This window comes from Roseateles terrae, from assembly GCF_014192155.1.
Lineage (GTDB): Bacteria > Pseudomonadota > Gammaproteobacteria > Burkholderiales > Burkholderiaceae_C > Roseateles > Roseateles terrae.
In genome coordinates this window covers 51,011-69,534 of record NZ_JACHXO010000002.1, presented here as the reverse complement: position 1 = coordinate 69,534, position 18,524 = coordinate 51,011, and the positions used below count along the sequence as shown (strand labels likewise).

The following is an 18,524-nucleotide window of genomic DNA, read 5'->3' as shown; positions in this document are numbered from 1 at the left end:
CAGAGGGATGAAAGCAATGATGACCGCCGCCGAGCAGCTTGAACTGTTCTGTGGCCTTATCGCGCCCATAGCTCCGCCGGTGAAGCGGGTTCGCCTGGTCAAACAGGCCGCCAACGAATCCACGTTCGTGCAGCTGGAACTGGTCTATGTGCAGCCGGACATCCTGCCGCGCCTGGAACTGGAGCCTGAGGACCTGGACGAGATCCAGATCGAGCCTTTCCGGCACACGGTGGTCAGCGCGGCGGACTGCAAGATCCCCAAGGGCCTGGGCCCGGCCAGCGTATTTGCCCTGGCCAACTGCGCTGTGATCAACCGCAGGCCCCGCGGCCGCGCCGCCAACCAGCCCATCCCGCAGATCCACCGCCAGATCATCCGAGAGGACGGCCGGATCGTTCACCTGTCCATGCGGGTGCAGGAAACCGAGGAGTGGCGCCTGAAGGAGGAAGCCCGCCGGGCCCGCCAGAAGCCGCCCAAGCCGCCGAAGCAGAAGTTCAAGACGAAGGGGAGCAGGGTATGGGCCGACGCCCGCAATTAGGCCAGAAGCGCCGCCCGGCGCCTCCCCAGCACCTGCTTGAGCAGATGTTCCTCACCTTCGCCCCAGCGCCTGAGGTTCTGGAATGGCTGAAGGCGGAGATCCTGGAGGACACCGGCAAGCTGCACAACCCGGACCACCAGCACATCCTGAGCGTGGACCTGGCCGTGCTTTGGGCTAGTGGACCATCCCGATCCAAGGGGAAGGCTGTGATCGGCACCGCTGAGGAGGTCCTGTTCCGTGCATCGCAGTGGGTGAAGGGCCGGCAAGAGCAGCAGATGCGCGACTGGTTCGGCCGCGTGCCGGATTACCTGATCACCCTGGACGCCGGCTACAGCGCCCAATGCACAGACACCGCCTTCTGTGCGCTCGTGGAGCACGAGCTCTATCACATCGCCCAGAAGCGAGACGAGTTCGGCTCCCCAGCATTCACCAAGGACGGGGAGCCCAAGATCGAGATCACCGGCCACGACGTGGAGGAGTTCGTTGGAGTTGTCCGCCGGTATGGCGTCGGGGACCCTGGTGGTGCACTCGCCCAGCTGGCAGCCGCAGCCCGATCCGCCCCCGAGGTCGGAGAGCGTGAGATTGCTGGCGCGTGCGGAACCTGCCTCATGAGGGTTGCATGACCAAGACCCGGCCCCGACAGAAAGTAACCTGATGGCTACCCTTTCCGAAGACGTGAAAGTCTTTATCGTTCAAGCACTTGCGTGCTTTGACTCTCCTTCGACGGTGGCTCAGGCCGTCAAGGAGCAGTACGGCCTGACCGTTTCCCGACAGCAGGTGGAGAGCTACGACCACACCAAGGCCAGCAGCAAGGGGGTAGCGAAGAAGCTGGTGGCGCTTTTTGATGAAACGAGGGAGAAGTTCCTCAAGGATGCGGCCGTGGTGCCAGTGGCCCGCCAGGTTTACCGCCTGAGGGTCCTGCAGCGGGCGCTGGACAAGGCCGAGAAGCAGGGGAATTCGGCCATGGTCCTCCAGATCCTGGAGCAGGCCGCCAAGGAGTCGGGCGGGGTCTTCACGAACCGCCGGGAGATCACCGGCAAGGATGGCGGGCCCATCCAGCAGCAGGCCGTGACCCCGGAGCAGGTGGCCGCGGAGGTGCGGCGTGTCCGCGAGGATTACTGACCCAGCAAAGCGCCTTGCCGCCGCCGGGTGGGCCCGAGAAGACCTCTACGAGTTCTCGCGGTGGATGTTTCTGGAGCGCAAGGGCTTCCGGTGGCAGCGCGCGCGCCATCATCAGCTGATCTGCGACGCCCTGATGAAGGTCTATCGCGGGGAAACGAAGCGCCTGGTGATCAACATCCCGCCCCGGTATTCGAAGACCGAGCTGGCGGTGGTGAAGTTCATCGCCTGGTCCTTCGGCCGACACCCGGACTGCGAGTTCATCCACACCAGCTACAGCACGCCGCTGGCGGTCAACAACTCCACCCAGATCCGCAACCTGATCCAGCATGAAGCCTATCGGGAGATCTTCCCAGGCACTGAGCTGGCCAGCGATGCCGGACACCACTGGAAGACCACCGAGGGCGGGGTGATGTATGCCACAGGCTCCGGCGGCACGATCACTGGCTTCGGAGCCGGCAAGATCCGCGACGAGTTCAGTGGGGCGATCGTCATCGATGACCCGCACAAGGCGGACGAGGCGAACAGCGACACGGTGCGCGGCGGCGTGATTGAGTGGTTCAAGAACACCCTGGAAAGCCGGGTCAACGATCCCCGCACTCCGATCATCGTGATCATGCAGCGCCTGCACGAGTCGGACTTGGCCGGCTGGCTGCTGGGCGACCGAGGCCGTGACATGACAGGCCCGCCCGTGGAAGGTGGCAACGGTGAGGTGTGGGAGCACCTGTGCCTCTCCGCGTGGAACGACGATGGCACGCCCCTATGGCCTGAGAAGCACAGCGCCGAGGATCTGCGGCGCATGGAGAAGGCGAAGCCCTACGTGTTCGCCGGGCAGTACCGGCAACGCCCCAGCCCTCCGGACGGTGGCGTCATCAAGCCCGACATGATCGAGATCGTGGATGCCATTCCAGGGAAGGTGGTGGAGTGGTGCCGCGGCTGGGACCTGGGCGCCAGCGCCGGCGGCGACTACACGGCCGGCGCCAAGCTGGGCCGCCTGCAGGATGGCCGGTATCTGATCGCCCACATGGTGCGCGAGCAGTTCACCACGGCGGCCCGTGATGCGCTGATCAAGACCACCGCCCGCAATGACGGCATGCTGCTGAAGCAAAGCATCCCTCAGGACCCGGGCCAGGCCGGTAAGTCGCAGGTCCAGGCCTTCGCCACGCTGCTCGCCGGGCACAACGTGCACTTCTCACCTGAGTCGGGCGACAAGGTCGTGCGCGCAACGCCGCTGGCCAGCCAGGTGAACGCGGGGAATGTGGTGATGCTGAAGGGCGCCTGGAACGAAGCCTTCAAGGACGAGTGCCGCCTGTTCCCGAACGGCAACTTTGACGACCAAGTCGATGCAGCTGCCCGGGCCTTCAATGGGATGCTGCATCCGACCGTTGGTGTTTTCGTCTAGGGGCCGGATCAGATGTCTTTTGGCACCTGCGGAGGAAGATCGTTGGGCCAGCCCAAGCTGTAAACAAAGTATGTGGATTCCCCATCGCGTTCGGTGGCCGTGTTCAGGAGAACCCAACCAGCCTGCAGATAAGCATTGGCCCGACCTTCGCCAGCCACCTTTTCGACAGCTTGAATCTCGCGCATTTCCATTTCCATCCCTTTTGGTTTGAAGGAGTTGGAAGTTTATGCCTACCTAGCATCCCGGCCCATGGCCGACCTCATCACCAACACCTACGAGCTGACCCAGATCGCCCGGGCCCGCAATGACTTCCTCTCGGAGTTTGCGGGCTCGCTGGACGCAAAGCGCCCGGACGCGTGGCGCCAGTACGGCTACAAGACCGACCTGTGCTTCCGGGACTACCGGCAGGCCTACGAGCGAGGCGGCCCGGCACACGGCGCGGTGCACAAGATCCTCGGCAAGTGCTGGGAGCGGCTGCCACGCATCAAGCAACCTGAGGCGGACAAGGCCACGCCCTGGGAAGAGGCAATCACTGCGCTGCTCAAGCCAATCAACGGCTGGCAGAAGCTCATGGGATTGGACCGGCGCAACCTTGTGGGGCGCTTCGCGGCATTGATCTATCGGGTCGCGGACGGTCGGCCGCTGAGTGAGCCACTGTCAAAGGGCGATGCACTCAAGGACCTGATCCCCCTCTATGAGGACCAGATCAAGGTCACGAGCTGGCATTCGGACCAAAACGACCCAGACACCTACGGCAAGCCGGCCATGTTCCAGTACCGGGCCCGGGGTGAATCCCTGAGCGGCGACAACCAGGGCAAGCCTGAGATGTGGGCCGATGTGCACCCATCGCGGGTCCAGATCCTGGCCGAGGGAGCAGACGGTGACGACTTCTTCGAGGGCGTGCCGCTGCTGAAGGCTGGCTTCAACGCGCTGGTGGACCTGGAGAAGCTGCGCGGTGGTGGCGCTGAGTCGGCACTCAAGAACGCTGCCCGAACCATCGTGGTCAAGTTCGATGCCCAAGCAAGCCCGACCACCATCACGTCCAACCCTGACGGCAGTCCGACCGAGCGGTCCGTGAAGTCGGTCATTGAGGACCAGACAAAGGCCCTGAACAGCAATCAGGACAGCAGCATGGTGCTGCAGGGCGGAGAGGCCACCACGCTCCAGACCCAGGCCTCCGACCTGTCGCCACAGTGGACCATCGCCGCCAATGAGTTTGCGGCCTCGGTGGGCCTGCCGTTCACGGTGCTCTTCGGCCAGCAGACCGGCCGCCTGGCCAGTGACGAGGACCAGAAGGACTACATCGCACGGGCGGTGGGCCGCCAGCTCAACACCCTCACCCCGATGTTGACGGAGTTTGTCCAGCGCATGCAGGCCTGCGGGATCATCGAGGCAGGTGAGTTTGAGATCGAGTGGCCCGACCTCGGCGCCCCCAGCGATGAGCAGCGCCTGGACAATGCGGTCAAGATGGTGACTGCCAACAAGACGGCCTATGACGGTGGCTCCCTGGAGCCGATCTTCGACCTGAACGAGATCCGGAAAGTGGGGGGCTTTGAGGAACGCGCGGCCGGGGCGGGCGACGAGTTCAAGGAGGACACGCCGCCGGCGGACCCGGCCGCCGATCCCAATGCGGACCCGACCGCCGCGAAGAAACCGCCCGCTGATCCCAAGGCGAAGTCGCAGGCGAAGAAGTGAGGCGGCCCATCCGCAATCCGATCATCCCGGGGACGCGCCAGGAGCGCACCGGGACGGTCCCCATCATCCGCCGGGCCCGCGCGGAGATCTCGCGGCGCTTCGCCGGCCTGACTGAGCGGGTGCTGCAGCTGTTCGACGGCATCCGGACCTACTCCGTCAATGAAGCGTCGGCGGTGCTGTATGGCCTGACCCCTGAGGAGCTGACAGCGCTCAATGGCGAGCTGCAGGCGGCCCTGGATTACTGGATCGCCAGCGGCCGGGAGGCGGCGCACTCGTTTTGGTGGTCGCCCTATGTGTCGGACGCATCCCAGACAGGCGCCGCACAGTCGGCGGCCAACCTCACGCGCCTGTCTGAGGCCTACGCCGCATCGCGCAGCCTGGCCACCATCGTCCGGAGCGAGCCTTACCGCAACCGGGTTGGGCTGGCGCAAGTCAAGAGCTATGAGCACTGGACGGGGCAGGGCGCACAGGTCCGGGCTGAGCTGGCGCAGATCATCGGCAGCGCGGTGGCGGACGGCCGCAACCCGAAGGAGGTCAAGACGCTGATCCGTGACCGCCTGGACGTCAGCGCCAGCAAGGCCAAGGCCTTCGCCCAGACCGACATCACCGACGCGCTGCGCCAAGCCCGGTGGGCCGAGCGGGATCAAGCGGAGGCGGAGTTCGGGCTGAACATCGGCCTGTTGTGGACCTCAGCCCTTCTGCCGACCACCCGCGCCACGCACGCAGCCCGGCACGGGCAGGTCTACACCTCGAAGGAATGCCGGGAGTTCTACGCCAAGAACGGCAACCGGTATAGCTGTCACTGCAGCCAGACTGAGTGCCTGCTGGATGACGACGACAAGCCACTTCTCTCCGACACGCTCAAGGCGGCAATGGCGAAGGAGAAGAAGGATTGGCGGCCGACGCAATAGTCGTCATGCCAGCCTAGCTAAGCGCGGTGGCAATGAATTTTGGGACGAACTCACCGAGCCGACAAAGAGCGGTTACTCCAAGGACAACCGGGAGAAAAAAGTCCAGCAGATATAGGCGGACAAGTTCGAATCGAGCCAGATGCTTTGTGCTTGTGACGGCCTTCTGCTGTTCCGTATCCAAGAGGTCGCACGCCTCATTCATGATTTGCAAAGGCACGAAGAGAACACCCGGTATGGCAGCCGGCTCGCTCTGTGCAACATTCTTCAACTCGGTGAACCGGTTTCTGAATTCGTCAGTCGCGATCGTGAAGTCCACAATCGTTTTGGCGGTTTTCCAATGCATCCAGTCCTTCACAAATCCCGCCAAAAACATAATCAGGAGGTAGGTAACTGCTATGCAAAAGGCGCCCTTTGCGAGCGCAGGATCACCCGAGGGGTGTGAGAACCCAAGAAGCTCACCGGCGCTTCCGGCATTCAGCGCAAGTCCCGCCGCTGAGGCGATCACGAGGTTTCTTCGCTCCTGAGCTGTGCGCTCGCCCAATGGACGCTCTTTGGCAAGAAGTCTTATGTCTGGGTTCATCGTTGTGAGAGTGTGAGTGACATCGGTATGCATCGGCAGGCGAGCAACCATTGCAGGCCTTTGTAGGTGGCCTCCCTAATATTTGGAAAGGTGAGGGCGAGCTCCCTGACCGCTGGTGTGAAACATGAGACCTCCCCCAGGCCCCAGTCGGCCCAAGGGGCGGCACAGAACAGCACCACAGTAACGCCCTCACACCTTCGAAGCACCGCGTCGCGCGCGCAGCGAGTAAGTAAGCCTCGTGAGCCTATAAATCACTGCTTGTCTACGGCTGGGCTCCCCGAGCGCTGCCGGCTTCTCATTATCTGAGCAATGGCCCGAGTACGCGTGAAGAGGCGAGGAGTGGGTCGGAACTCCTCGTCAAGTAGGCCGGCGGCTTGCAAATCCATGGCTTTGCCCATATCCAGGTCGTCGAGCAGGGCAGTAATCGCCAGCTTCAGGTCTTCGACCGCCATGCCGAGCACCCGCTGAGGACCATCGAGTGCGGTCACCATTGTCCGAATATATCTTCCAGTCTGAGCATGCAGATCATTGTGTTGTCTCGCTGAGGTTTGGCGTGCGTCATCGCCAGATGCCTCATTGGAGGGAACGCTTTTGGCAGTAGTCAGAGCTGACTGGGCGGCTTCAATGCGAGCCGCCTGCAATTTAAGTTCAGTCAATTCTCGTACGAGGGAAGCGACTTCATCCGGCCGAGCTTCACTGATCTGCTCCTCCACAACATCTGCCTTTTCTTGAACCGCCTCTTTCGCCTCCTGGAAGGCTCTATTGGCCATCTCGAACTCACCCCACTTCACGGAGTTCATCCGGCGGATCATGCGCGATGTTCCCACCAGCAGTCGGGTGATGGGCTTGCGGTATGTGTAAATGGCAAAGCCGATAAGCCCGGGCCAAGCAAGCGACCCCGTAACTGAAGCAATGAGATCCAGGATCCCCATTTCTGGGCCAAACGTCTGAGTCGCAGGCATGTTGTTTTCCCTCCAGCGCCTGATCCTAACCCGGCCGCTCACACACGTTCCGCCGAGCTAGTGACCGGCCCTTCCTAGCATGCACACGCATGGCAAAGAAGCTCATTCGCATCCTCACCGCGGTCAACGCCTCTGCGGTGAGCAAGGACGGCGGGAAGTACTTGATCAAGGGCGTGTGCGGGGCCGTGGACGACATCGTCATGAACGGCATGCTCTATCCGGCGGATCAGCTGGCCAAGGGCATCGCGACGCTGAACGGGAAGCCGGCGCCGGCCGGGCACCCGAAGAACAAGAGCGGCCAGTACATCAGCGCCCGGGACGGTGAGGCCCTGTTCAATTCGTACATGGGCGCCATCTGCACCAATGCCCGCCACGAGGGCGGCCGGTCGCTGGTGGACATCGAGGTGAACGCGGCCCAGGCCCTGGCCCACGCCGACGGCAGGAAGCTGGTGGAGCGGCTGGACGCGGTGATCGCTGGCAATGCGGCCGACCCCATCCACGTCAGCACCGGCCTGTTCGTCGAGGCCATCCAGGCCAACGGGGAGAGCCTGGGGAAGAAGTACAGCCGGATCGCCACCAACCTCCAATACGACCACCTCGCAATCCTGCTGAACGAGCAGGGGGCCGGCACGCCGGAGCAGGGCGTCGGGATGTTCCTGAACGCCGCGGGCGAAGAGGAAGAGGTCGAGTGTGTGCAGGTCAACACCGAGCCGCAGGACCGCCGCGATGAGGGTGTGCTGGCAGGCCTGCGCGCGCTGGTCCGCCGCCTGGTGGGGAACGGGACCACGGACGTCAGCTTCGACCAGATCACCGGCGGGCTGTACGGCCTGCTGCCTGAGGGCGCCTGGCTCCAGGAGGTGTTTGAGCGCTATGCCGTCTGGCGCGACAAGGACGGTCGCCTCTTCAAGCAGGACTACTCCGTCTCTTCTGACGGCTCCGTAGCATTTTCTGGAAGCCCGGTCGAAGTGGTTCGGCGGGTCGATTACCACCCCATCACTAACCGTGAGGAAGACCAAGTGAAAGAGCAGATCGTCGCCGCGCTCAATGCAGCCGGCATCAAGACGGACGGCATGAGCGACGCGCAACTGCTGGACGCCTACAACTCCACCGTCCGCAAGCCGGTGGAGGACAAGCTGAACGCCGCCAATTCGAAGCTCGCCGAGCTGGAGCTGGCCGCGAACGCCGCCCGTGACGCCGAGGTCACCACCCTGGCGACTGAGCTGGCCGCCAACTCCTCGCTGACCGTGGACGACTTCAAGGCGCTGGGCATCGACCGCCTGAAGGCCCTGAAGGCCAACGCCGAAAGCGGCAAGAAGGCTGCCCCCGTGACCCCCGCCGGCGGCAAGGCCGAGGGTGAGAGCGAGTTCAAGGGCTACTCGCTCAACAGCCATTACGACAAGGAGGGCAAGTAATGCCGAACCGCGCCTATCGTGGTCCTCAGGACCGCCAACCCAAGACCCTCAGCAACCGCACGGTCAACGGCGCTCTGCTGCCGTGCACCGGTGTGGTGGTGGGTGCCACCCAGTTCTCGCAGGCGACCTCGCCGAGCGGCGGCCGGCTGGCGCTGCTGGTCAACCGGGACTTCTACGCCCTGGGCCATTTCGACAGCACCGACCCGTTGAAGACCGCCTACACATCCGGCGATACCGGCGTGGCCCACCTGCTGGAGCCGGGCCAGGAATACCAGTGGGCCGTGGCCTCTGGCGCCTACACCAACGGCCAAGAACTGACCGTCGCCGCCGGTGGCCGCCTTGCTGCCGCCGCAGCCGGGAACATCGTCGTGGCCTTCTACGACGCCGCTGGCGCCACCAAGGCCGCCGGTGACCTCGCTGACGTGGTCATCGCCAACTTCTACACCAAGGCATAAGGAGGGAGCATGCTCCGTTTCACGAATGAGCAAGAGCTGGCGGTCAATGCCGCCCGCGAAGGCTTCAACCAAACCCAGACCGCGCTGGCCGCGAACCATCGCGACATCGTCGGCAACGCTTCGGTCATTCCGCTGGATGCCTGGCGCCGCATCGACCAGCGCACCGTGCAGATTCAGCGCGACGTGCTGGGCGTGTTCAACCGCCTGGCCCGCGCCAACTACACCCCGGTGGGCATCGGCGACCTGGTGAACTACTTCCCGAAGGTCTCCGACAGCGGCGAAGTGCACGTTTCCATGGATGGCCGCTCCGAAGGCAAGGCCGATCAGGCGCTGGTGACCTATGAAGGCACCCCGGTTCCCATCTTCGACGCCTACGCCCGCTTCGGCTGGCGTCAGATGGCGGTGATGCAGAAGGCCCCGTCCGGCATCGACACCACCACCATCGCCAACAATGTGCGCAAGATCGCCGAGCGCATGGAGAACATGGCGCTGAACGGTGAATCGGGTATCAGTGTGGCGGGCACCCAGATCTACGGCCTGCGCAACTTCCCGCTGCGCAACACCGCGGTGACGGGCGTGACCCTGCAGGGCGCCACCGGTGCCAACTGGCTGGCCGTGTTCCAAGCGCTGATCTTCCAGCTGCTGGGTGACAACAATTTCGGCCGCGTGACCGTGTTCATGAACTACACGGACTACACCTACGCGGACATCAACGAGTTCGCCGCCGGCTATCCGAAGACCATCCTGCAGCGCCTGTCGGAGATCAAGGGCATCGCCGAGATCATCCCCGTCTCGCGCCTGCCGGCGGACGAACTGATCGGCATCAGCGACATCGACACCAGCGACTGGGGCACCGTGCTGAACGCCATGCCGCTGGTCACCCGGCCGAAGGCACGCCACAACCCGGAGGATGACTACACCTTCGGCACCATGGCCGCCGCCGCCACGCAGCTGAAGTCGGACTTCGACGGCCGCTGCGCGATCGCTCACCTGACGAAGGTGTGACCATGAAGGTGCGCATCACTCACCTGAAAGCGCCCTGGCCCTCCGGGGCCGTGGTCGGGTCCGTGCTCGAGATGGAAGCGGTGACGCCGGCCTTCACCGGCAAGTGCGTCGAGGTCGGGGAAGACGTGGAGGTGACGCTGGAGTATCAAGCGCCGCCCCCGCTGCTGCCTGTCGGCGCCGTGCTGGCGGACGCGATCGAAGCCGCCGGACTGCCTGCGGGTGACGGCTCCGGCCTGTCTGACGTTGAGGCGCAGGCCGCTGCCGAACGCTCCGCACTGGAAGCCCAAGCCGCGAAGGGCACCAAGGGCAAGGCCAAGCAATGATCACGAGCACGCAGGCGACCGAGTACCTGGACCAGGCGCTGGGCGTCAGCGTGCCGTCGTTCATCGTTGACGCCGCGGTGGCTGAGGTGGCCACCGCAGAAGCTGCCATGGTGGCAGCCGGCTACGGCACCTCCAAGCAAGTACTGGTGCAGTCCATGGCTGTTGCCATCAAGGCCGCCGCCGGATCTCCCCGGCGCATCCAGTCCCAGGGAGCCCCTTCGGGGGCGTCCCGCTCATTCAAGAACCCAGACGGTGACCTGACGGCACTGCGCCGCTCGCTCGCCGCGCTGGACACCGCCGGAACGGTCGCGGCCATCGTCGGCCCCGATCCCGCCGGATCAACCCTCTTCATGGTCGTCTGACCGGAGCATTCATGTCCGATCTCGCACAAGGCCTGTCGGCCAAGGTCCCTCTCAATCCTGGCCAGGTCCTGCGCGTGAGCACGCCCGGGGTGGCGGTCGTCGCTGTGCTGTATGGCGCGTCCCAGGGCGCCACGGTGACGGCCAACTCGCAGACCTTCGGACCCTACAGCGTCCCGGCCATGCTCCGCATCACGGCCACGTCCGGGACCACCAGCTACGGTCTGGAACGGCAAGCTTCGGTGCAACTGGGCACCGATGGGAAGCTCTACGCAGACGGCAATGAGGTTGCAGTCGCCGGCGGCGTGTCAGCCAGCCAGTACGTCAGCGCACCCGCCGGATGGGACACTGGATGGCGCGCTGCTCTGGCCAGCGGTACGGCGCGCCTATCCGCAGCAGGCGACAGCATGACGAAGGGCCTGCTGTGCTCGGATCTGGACGTCAAGAGCTGGGTGCGTTTGATGGCCGCCGACCTGCAGGCTAAGTACGGTGATGGCGGATCCGGTTTCAAACCCTCGTGTCACTCGGTCGCGGGCATCAACTCCGCTGCCTACACCACCGCGCTCCCCGCGGCATGCCTGTGGGCCACCACCGGGACGTGGGACCAGAACCTCACCAACTGCGACGGCCCGAGCGGTAGCGTCTTGCAGGCGAAGTCTGCTGGCGCAACGCTGACCTACACGCGCGCACGCGGGACCTCGATTGACATCTATTTCCTGAACGGCAACTCGGCGGCCTTCGGAAGCTGGTCCTACCAGATCGACGGCGGCGGCTGGATGTCTGCTGGAAGCACGAACACCGGCGCCCAAGGCATCGGCGTGAGGACGATCAATGGCCTGTCGGCCGGCAACCACACGGTGCAGATCCGAGCCGATGACGCCAGCTCCACCGTGTTTTTCTTCTTCTGCGGCATCCGTGCGCGCAACGCCACCGGCGTCCGCGTGGATAACTACGGCCGGGGTTCTTACATCGCCCAGGTCTTCAACAACGAAGTCGGCGGCACCTTCACCACGACTGGCGGGCAGGTCTTCGGCGGCGCATCGTCTGGCCTGTTTGGGCCGGCCGGGAAGTGGTCGGGTGGCTCATTGAATCCAACTGACCTTGCGATCTGGTCGTTCGGATTGAACAACGCACGGTTCACGACGCCCACCACCACCCCGCAGATGTTCTATCGCGCCGGGCAGCAGTACCTGGAGGATGTGCGAGCCGGCAACCCAAACGCTTCGCTGATGATCCTCATGCAACACCGCGGGGACGTCTCTTTCGAAGATGCGACCAACCGCTACTACAGCCAGTACATCGGGATGGCCAAGCAGCTTGCAGACCAGTTCGGCGCCGCGTTTGTTGACCTCTGGAAGGCGGGCAAGCAGTCCTATTCCTGGATGAATGGCCAAGGCTACTGGGGCAACCAGAACGTGCCCGGCGCAGCTGGCACAGACCTCGTGCACTTCAGCGACGCCGGTGAGGTCTGGGCCAAAAACATCATCACTCCGTTGGTGATCTGAGCCGATGAGCGCATCCGCCCGCTGGAGCTACACCGCCAAGGCCACCGTGTGGCCCTTGGTGGGTCGCGACGACTGGAAGGGGACGGCGGTCTACGGTCCGCCGGCCGCCTTCCTGTGCGACTACTCGTCCGAGTCCAAGCGCATGACCGACGCCAAGGGCGTGGAGTTCACCTCCCGCCAGGTGGTCTACACCGAGAAATCGGACATCAAGCAGGGCGACATGCTGCTGGTAGGGGAGAGTGCGCTGGTGTCACCCGTGGCTGCCGGCGCGTATGAGGTCCGACTGGTGACGCGGGATGCCGACACCTTCGACCGGAAGGCCGATGACTTCACTGTGGTGACCTGATGGCCAGCAAGGTGAAGGTGACGAACAAGCTGCCGCAGTTCACGGCGGACCGGCAAAACCAGGCCGCCCGGGCCATCACTCAGGCCCTCGTGCTGGGAGCCTCGGAGGCAAGCGTCCTGACCCCCATCGACACGTCCACGTTGCTGAACAGTCAGTTCAAGAACGTGCGCGTGGAAGGCGACAAGGTGGTGGGGACGGTGGGCTACACGGCCGCCTACGCGCTGCCGGTGCATGACCCCTCCAACCCCCAGAACTTCCGCCGCGCTACGGCTGAGAAGGAGTTCCTGAAGAAGGGCTTCGAGCGGGCGGCCCCGAACATTGACGCGGTCATGAAGAAGGTGATGAAGGCATGAGTGCAGCAGACGAGATCCGCAACTTCCTTGCTCCCATCCTGGGCACAGGCTGGCGCCTCCAGTTCGGGCGCTGGATGGACGGCGCCAAAGATGCGCGCTATGCGGTGCTGAAGCCTGTGGGCGGGGTGCCGGCCGAGCTGGTCCGTCGCCCCCAGTTCACGCTGATCCTCATCGGGGCACTTGGAGAAGACGTCTCCATAGCATCAGACGCTGCTGAAGCAGTGATTGAGGCGACGCGAACGAGCGCTGGAACTCTGGTCCTGATTCAAGCGGGCGAGCCCGTCTCATCGTTCACCGACGACGGGCGCGCCATGTTCGAAATCGCAATCTCAACGATCACCAACTGAGGACACCAGACCATGGGTGCATATACCGGACGCGATGTCGTCGTCAACTTCGCCATCGCGGATGAAAACGCCGTTCCGAGCGGCCTGACCTACAAGCGCCTGGGCATGATGCGCGGCAAGGGCATGAAGGCCAGCTGGGATACCGTGGACACCACCGCGGACCAGTCGCCTTCCTTCACCAAGACCAACCTGGTCACGTTCAAGTCGGCCGAGTTCTCCGGCGACGGTGTGACCTACACCGATGCAGTGTTCAACCAGAAAGAGCTGAAGGCCCACGTGATCAGCCCTGGCGCTGCCACGGCCAACCAGCCCAAGGTCTGGTTCCAGATCATCTATCCGGACGGCAGCAAGTACGAAGGCCCGTTCATCGTGACCGAATGGTCCGACGACAGCCCGTATTCCGACGCCGCGACCTGGAGCATCAGCGCCATGAGCAACGGTGCCGTCAACTTCACCGCCTAAGGAGGGGACATGGCTGCAATCGCTTCCATCGACGGCCGCACGCAGGCCCGTGAATTCCTGGCCCCGGCCACGGTGATGACCGCCAGCGACACCATCACGATCAACCCCACCGCGAAGCAGCTGCTGGTGCTGCGCAATGGCACAGCCGGCGCGCTGACGCCCAAGATCGACGGCGATGGCGGCACGACCGTCAACGTGCCGGGTCTGGGCGTGGTGGACGTCTCCGCCGGCTACACCTTCACCCTGGCTGCCGGTGAGACCAAGGCGGTGATCCTCTCCACCATCGCGCACTACTGCAAGGGCGTGGTGACGATCACCGGCGCAACGGGCGTCAGCGCGCAGCTGCTCGATCTCTGATGCTCCCCGAGGCCGGATTCGTCCGGGCCACGCTGGGCGATGGGACGGAATACACCTTCCGCCCATCGTTCTACCGCATCGCATCCTTGGGGAGTCCTCATGAGATCGTGGCCATTTTTGCCGGGCTCCACGGGCCGCATGCCGAAAAGGATGCGGCCTATGTCTTGGCTTGTCTGTGCGATCAGGAAGACCCGTCTCCGCTGATCGGATACCTTGGTGAGACTGGATGGGTTCCTGGCGCCATGCCGGGCGCCGAGATGGTGATCATCGCTCAGCACCTGATGCGCCATGGCATCGTCGGCAAAGCTCGGCCTGGTGGCGAAGAAGGGGATGGGAAGTTCTCCGATCGGTTTGACGCGGTCGAGTACATCAGCGCTGCACGCGTTCACCTGGGCCTGTCGAGCCACGACGCCGAAGCTCTCAGCATGACCGAGTTCCAGAGCATGTTTGAGATGAAGTTCCCGAGGTCCGGCGACTCCAAGGGGCGCGATGTCCCAACCCGCGAAGAGTACGAGGCGCGCATGCGCCAGCACGAGGAGATGATGCGTGGCCGCGAAAGTCGGTGAGATCTATTACGACGTGTCTTTGGACACGCGCAAGCTTGTTGAAGGGCAGCGCGCGGTCCAGAAGACCGTCAGTGACTCGGCCGCAAGCTTGGATTCCCTCGGCGCTGGACTGACGAAGATCACCCGTGCAATCCAGCTCTACGCGGTCGCCGCCGCCGCGGTGAAGTCTGTCAACCTCGCCGACGAGTTCCGGATGCTCGCCGTGCGGGTGCAGGTGGCCGCCGGCAGCATTGATCAGGGCACCGAAGCGTTCAAGGCCCTGCAGGTCATCAGCACGAAGACGCAGACGGCGATGGCCGCCAACGTGGACGTCTTCGCGCGGCTGAACCAGTCCATCCTCCAGATGGGCGGGTCCCAGCAGGACACGCTGTCCATGACGCTGACGTTGGCCCAGGCGATCAAGGTATCCGGCGCCTCGGCGGAGGAAGCCAAGAATGCCATGCTGCAGTTCGGCCAGGCGCTGGGCTCCGGCAAGCTCCAGGGTGATGAGCTGCGATCCCTGATGGAGTCCGCACCATACCTGATGCGTCAGATGGCTGATGCAATCGGCGTGCCGGTGGGCGCCCTGAAAAACCTCGGCGCCGAGGGAAAGCTGACCGCCGATGTGGTGGCGAATGCGCTCTCGAAGGCTGCCACCAAGATCGACGCCGATTTCAAGCAGTTCCCGCAGACGTTCAGCGGCGCCATGACCGTACTGGAGGACGCAGCAGCCCGCGCGAACGAGAAGCTGGACAACCTCACCGGCACCAGCGCTGCGGCCACCGGTATCGCTCAAGGCTTCGGGCAGGTGTTGGACAAACTTGCTGTTCAACTCGGCGCCATGGACGATGAGGCTGGCAAGCTCAATCGAAACGACGCGGTCAAGTCGTGGGCTCAGACTTCCAAGGTCGCGCTGTCCTACCTGGTTGATGCCGCTGACGTTACTTGGCAGGCACTGAGCGTGCTGGGCCGCAATGTGAAGTTCGTCTTCGAATCCATGGGTACCGAGATCGGAGGAATCGGAGCCCAAGTCATGTCCGTGTTGCGAGGCGACTTTTCCGGTGCGCGCGCCATCGGCGAGGCCATGACAGCCGACGCGGAAGAGCGCCGGCGCAAGCTGGACGAGGCGGACCAGAAGACCTTGGCAGACCGCAAGCTCTTCGGCCAACAGATGCGGGACGCATGGGAACAGGGTGCCGGCGGCGGCCGAGGGTTCATCAACCCGGAAATGCCCAAGGGGCCGTCGAAGCTGAAGGCGCCTGCAGACGACGATGCGGCGCGAAAGCTGAAGGCGCGGGCCGAGGCGGCGCAGGCCTACTACGAAGGCCTGGTCGCCGAGAACGCTTTCGCGCTGGACAAGATCGACGCCCAGGAGCGCAAGGCTCTTGCCGAAAACGCGCGCCGAATGGCCGAGGACAAGAACAACGCCAGCGTCTACCAGAGCGCTCGTGCAGAGATCCACAAGAAGTTCGCCCGGGAGCGAGAGCTCGTTGAAGAGCAAACGGCGCAACAGGCTGCAGAGCTGAATATTCAGCTGACGACGGACGCGGAGGCGAAGATTGAGGCCATCCGGTCGGAGGCGTTCCGGCGTGCGGAGGCTGACGAACGCTTGGGTGTCAAGACCCATGCGGAGGCGGAGAACGCGAAGGTGCTGGCGTCAGCCGAGGCGGCCAAGGCGCGGGCGGAGCTGCAGGAGCGTCTGACCCAGACCGTGGCAGAGACTAGCATCGCGGCGACGACTGACGAGATCACCCGGATTGACTTGATTCGCCAGGAGTCTTTCCGGCGGGCCGATGCGGCGGCGCGGGCGGGAGCGATCACCTACGCCCAAGCCGAGGCGGAAAAGGCGAGGGCGGCCGTGGATGCCCAGAACGCCATCCGCCAGCAGGTGCTGAGCATCAATCCGCTGGCCCAGCTGGAGCAGGAATACCAGCAGAAGCTGGCGATCGTCCAGTACTACGAAGAGCAGATGGCCAAGGCCGGCGTGGACGGCACGCAGTTTGTCGAGCAGAAGCGGACCGAGCTGGCCACGCAGTACCAGCAGCAGCGCCTGGCACTGGCCGAAGCCGAATTCACCGCTCAAGGCGACGGCAACAAGTTCGTCATGGACACGCTCAACAGCCTGTCCAGCACAGCGTCGTCCACCATCACCGGCCTGATCTCCGGCACTATGAGCGCGGCCGATGCGATGCGCGCGCTTGGCGGTGTGATCCTGAATGAGGCTGTGAAGGCACTGGTCCAGATCGGCGTGCAGTACGTGAAGAACGCATTGATCGGCCAGGCGGCAGAGAAAGCCCAGATGGCGGCAAAGGCAGCAAACGCTGCTCTCTATACCGCGTCGGTGACGGCGCAGGTATCGGGGACGACGGCCCTGGCCGCACAGAATGCCTTCATGGCCACCGCCGCGATTCCGATCATTGGCCCTGGTCTGGCTCCGGCTGCGGCTGCCGCTGCAGGTGCTGCTGCAGCTGCAATCGGCGCCCCGGCCATTGCGACCGCGCCTGTCGCTGGTGCAAGGCAGTACGGCGGCGGCGTGAACGCCGGCGACCTCTACCGGGTGAACGAAACCGGGCGCCCGGAGATGTACACCGCGAGCAACGGCAAGCAGTACATGCTTCCCACCAAGGATGGCAACGTCACGCCGGCTGACCAGGTGGGAGGCGGGGCCGGTGGTTGGAACATCATCATCAACAACGCTCCGGTGGGCACGGTCGCCAACGTGGACGCGCAGTCAAGGACCATCGAGATCGCGGTAGCCCAAGCAAAGGCCGAGATCGCGGCCGAGTTCTCCAGCAACTCCGGCACCACATGGTCAGCGCTCCGCGGCGCCAGCAATGTGCAGGGGCGCCTGTAGCCTACCTAGCATCGCAATCCATGGCGAACGAGGTCTATCCATTCACGATCAGGTCCATCCTGCGGGCCGGCAAGAGCCGGAGTCAGCCTGCGGCCTTCTCGATGGCGGACCCTCGGCGCGGCCCGGGCTACACGCAGGCCACCGGTACCGATGTTCCCGTGATGTGGGATGTGGACTTCATCTTCACCGAAGCGGAGTCTGTGGCTTTCCAGCTCTGGGGCGTTATCAAACTCGGCAGTTGGCAGAAGCCCTTCGACATGCCGATCAGGACGGAGTTCGGATCTCTGGTCCACACCTGCCAGTTCATTCCGGACAGCTTGCTGCCGGCCACCGAGGCTGGTCCCCTGTGGAAGTACTCCGCGAAGATCATGGCCCGAAAGCAGATCATTCCGCAGGTCTTCAATGACTCAGCCGATCTCATCGTCGGCCTGCCCGACTGGTACAGCTGGTCGAGTCTGCTGGATCATGCGATGAACCAAGAGATGCCGCTCTCCTGATGGACAAGCGCACCTATTGGGCCACTAAAAGCCCCTTGCCGGAGTTCCACTCGATCATCATCGAGCATCCGGCCTTTGACGCCCCGTTCAGGCTGGTGGCGAATCAATTCGAAGAGGTGACACTAGGCGGTGAGGTCCATCTCCCAGCAGGCATGTCAATCAAGCAGCCGGATAGACAGAGCGATGGGCAACCCAAGCTCACTCTCTCATTCTCGCGGGAGCAGGTCGGACGGGACTTCAAGCAGCAGCTGCAGAAGATCAACAGCGCTACCCCGGCGCCGCTGAGAGTGAGGTATTCCGTCTACCTGGGGGACCAGGTAACTCCGCAAATTACCTGGGACCTCTTTGCTTCTGACTCTGCCGGCATTGCCTTCAGCAATACCGCGGTGAGCATCAATGCCACCGTGGACAACCCGATGAGACGAGACGTAGGGCCGATTTACGACCCATCGGTCTTCACAGGCCTCACGCTGCTCTGATCTCACTCCCTAGCATGCGCT

General features: G+C 63.8%; 24 protein-coding genes. 21 read left to right on the top strand and 3 right to left on the bottom strand.

The window, feature by feature from the left end; translation table 11 throughout:
* Positions 1-16 precede the first annotated feature (16 nt).
* From FHS28_RS06635 to terL, 4 genes are all read left to right on the top strand, one after another.
* A complete protein-coding gene (locus FHS28_RS06635; RefSeq protein WP_088449849.1) occupies positions 17-535 on the top strand; it encodes a hypothetical protein in 519 nt (172 codons plus the stop codon).
* Positions 536-579: 44 nt separating this feature from the next.
* On the top strand, positions 580-1,158 hold the full coding sequence (locus FHS28_RS06630; RefSeq protein WP_246409685.1) for a putative metallopeptidase: 579 nt from the start codon (positions 580-582) through the stop codon (positions 1,156-1,158).
* Positions 1,159-1,189: 31 nt separating this feature from the next.
* Entirely contained in the window at positions 1,190-1,657 is a 468-nt protein-coding gene (locus FHS28_RS06625; protein ID WP_088449847.1) for a DUF2280 domain-containing protein, read from the top strand.
* 64 nt (positions 1,658-1,721) lie between these two features.
* On the top strand, positions 1,722-3,056 hold the full coding sequence (gene terL / locus FHS28_RS06620; RefSeq protein WP_088449846.1) for a phage terminase large subunit: 1,335 nt from the start codon (positions 1,722-1,724) through the stop codon (positions 3,054-3,056).
* A gap of 8 nt (positions 3,057-3,064) precedes the next feature.
* Here terL and FHS28_RS06615 read toward each other — a convergent pair whose 3' ends face one another.
* Positions 3,065-3,241, bottom strand: a complete 177-nt coding sequence (locus tag FHS28_RS06615; protein WP_184294308.1) for a hypothetical protein — start codon at positions 3,239-3,241, stop codon at positions 3,065-3,067.
* A 64-nt stretch (positions 3,242-3,305) separates the two neighbouring features.
* Here FHS28_RS06615 and FHS28_RS06610 point away from each other — a divergent pair, with 64 nt between their 5' ends.
* Together FHS28_RS06610 and FHS28_RS24560 are read left to right on the top strand one after the other, a co-directional pair.
* Complete coding sequence (locus FHS28_RS06610) at positions 3,306-4,751, top strand: anti-CBASS protein Acb1 family protein (protein WP_088449844.1); 1,446 nt, start codon at positions 3,306-3,308, stop codon at positions 4,749-4,751.
* Positions 4,748-5,662 carry a phage minor head protein gene (locus FHS28_RS24560; protein WP_088449843.1) on the top strand — a complete coding sequence of 305 codons (915 nt, stop codon included), beginning with the start codon at positions 4,748-4,750 and terminating at the stop codon, positions 5,660-5,662. Before FHS28_RS06610 ends, FHS28_RS24560 begins: the two co-directional genes overlap by 4 nt.
* A 13-nt stretch (positions 5,663-5,675) precedes the next feature.
* Here the strand turns inward: FHS28_RS24560 and FHS28_RS06600 are convergent, their stop codons facing one another.
* Together FHS28_RS06600 and FHS28_RS06595 are read right to left on the bottom strand one after the other, a co-directional pair.
* The gene (locus FHS28_RS06600) at positions 5,676-6,293 is read right to left on the bottom strand and encodes a hypothetical protein (RefSeq protein WP_184294306.1); all 618 of its coding nucleotides are present in this window, start codon (positions 6,291-6,293) and stop codon (positions 5,676-5,678) included.
* A 200-nt stretch (positions 6,294-6,493) separates the two neighbouring features.
* Positions 6,494-7,204, bottom strand: coding sequence for a hypothetical protein (locus FHS28_RS06595; protein WP_184294304.1), 711 nt, complete (start codon positions 7,202-7,204; stop codon positions 6,494-6,496).
* An 89-nt stretch (positions 7,205-7,293) separates the two neighbouring features.
* Here FHS28_RS06595 and FHS28_RS24070 point away from each other — a divergent pair, with 89 nt between their 5' ends.
* From FHS28_RS24070 to FHS28_RS06520, 15 genes are read left to right on the top strand one after another with little or no spacing between them, the layout of a single operon-like run.
* Positions 7,294-8,616, top strand: a complete 1,323-nt coding sequence (locus FHS28_RS24070) for a DUF2213 domain-containing protein (RefSeq protein ID WP_246409682.1) — start codon at positions 7,294-7,296, stop codon at positions 8,614-8,616.
* On the top strand, positions 8,616-9,071 hold the full coding sequence (locus FHS28_RS06585; protein ID WP_088449840.1) for a hypothetical protein: 456 nt from the start codon (positions 8,616-8,618) through the stop codon (positions 9,069-9,071). The genes FHS28_RS24070 and FHS28_RS06585 overlap by 1 nt, the downstream gene beginning before the upstream one ends.
* Before the next feature lie 9 nt (positions 9,072-9,080).
* On the top strand, positions 9,081-10,076 hold the full coding sequence (locus tag FHS28_RS06580) for a major capsid protein (RefSeq protein ID WP_088449839.1): 996 nt from the start codon (positions 9,081-9,083) through the stop codon (positions 10,074-10,076).
* Between the two features lie 2 nt (positions 10,077-10,078).
* On the top strand, positions 10,079-10,399 hold the full coding sequence (locus tag FHS28_RS06575) for a hypothetical protein (RefSeq protein WP_088449838.1): 321 nt from the start codon (positions 10,079-10,081) through the stop codon (positions 10,397-10,399).
* On the top strand, positions 10,396-10,761 hold the full coding sequence (locus FHS28_RS06570; protein ID WP_088449837.1) for a DUF7370 family protein: 366 nt from the start codon (positions 10,396-10,398) through the stop codon (positions 10,759-10,761). Before FHS28_RS06575 ends, FHS28_RS06570 begins: the two co-directional genes overlap by 4 nt.
* A gap of 11 nt (positions 10,762-10,772) precedes the next feature.
* Positions 10,773-12,263 carry an SGNH/GDSL hydrolase family protein gene (locus tag FHS28_RS06565; RefSeq protein ID WP_088449836.1) on the top strand — a complete coding sequence of 497 codons (1,491 nt, stop codon included), beginning with the start codon at positions 10,773-10,775 and terminating at the stop codon, positions 12,261-12,263.
* A 4-nt stretch (positions 12,264-12,267) separates the two neighbouring features.
* The gene (locus FHS28_RS06560) at positions 12,268-12,609 is read left to right on the top strand and encodes a hypothetical protein (RefSeq protein ID WP_088449835.1); all 342 of its coding nucleotides are present in this window, start codon (positions 12,268-12,270) and stop codon (positions 12,607-12,609) included.
* Complete coding sequence (locus tag FHS28_RS06555) at positions 12,609-12,962, top strand: hypothetical protein (RefSeq protein ID WP_088449834.1); 354 nt, start codon at positions 12,609-12,611, stop codon at positions 12,960-12,962. Before FHS28_RS06560 ends, FHS28_RS06555 begins: the two co-directional genes overlap by 1 nt.
* On the top strand, positions 12,959-13,309 hold the full coding sequence (locus FHS28_RS06550) for a phage tail termination protein (protein ID WP_088449833.1): 351 nt from the start codon (positions 12,959-12,961) through the stop codon (positions 13,307-13,309). The genes FHS28_RS06555 and FHS28_RS06550 overlap by 4 nt, the downstream gene beginning before the upstream one ends.
* Before the next feature lie 12 nt (positions 13,310-13,321).
* On the top strand, positions 13,322-13,771 hold the full coding sequence (locus tag FHS28_RS06545; RefSeq protein ID WP_088449832.1) for a phage tail tube protein: 450 nt from the start codon (positions 13,322-13,324) through the stop codon (positions 13,769-13,771).
* A gap of 9 nt (positions 13,772-13,780) precedes the next feature.
* Positions 13,781-14,128 (top strand): hypothetical protein, encoded by a 348-nt coding sequence (locus FHS28_RS06540; protein ID WP_088449831.1) that lies wholly within the window; start codon positions 13,781-13,783, stop codon positions 14,126-14,128.
* A complete protein-coding gene (locus tag FHS28_RS06535; protein ID WP_088449830.1) occupies positions 14,128-14,694 on the top strand; it encodes a DUF6246 family protein in 567 nt (188 codons plus the stop codon). Before FHS28_RS06540 ends, FHS28_RS06535 begins: the two co-directional genes overlap by 1 nt.
* Positions 14,675-17,527 carry a tape measure protein gene (locus tag FHS28_RS06530; RefSeq protein WP_088449829.1) on the top strand — a complete coding sequence of 951 codons (2,853 nt, stop codon included), beginning with the start codon at positions 14,675-14,677 and terminating at the stop codon, positions 17,525-17,527. The genes FHS28_RS06535 and FHS28_RS06530 overlap by 20 nt, the downstream gene beginning before the upstream one ends.
* A gap of 20 nt (positions 17,528-17,547) precedes the next feature.
* Positions 17,548-18,024, top strand: coding sequence for a hypothetical protein (locus FHS28_RS06525; protein ID WP_088449828.1), 477 nt, complete (start codon positions 17,548-17,550; stop codon positions 18,022-18,024).
* Positions 18,024-18,503: a DUF1833 family protein gene (locus tag FHS28_RS06520; RefSeq protein ID WP_088449827.1), complete on the top strand. Its 480-nt coding sequence runs from the start codon at positions 18,024-18,026 to the stop codon at positions 18,501-18,503. The genes FHS28_RS06525 and FHS28_RS06520 overlap by 1 nt, the downstream gene beginning before the upstream one ends.
* The last annotated feature ends 21 nt before the right edge of the window (positions 18,504-18,524 follow it).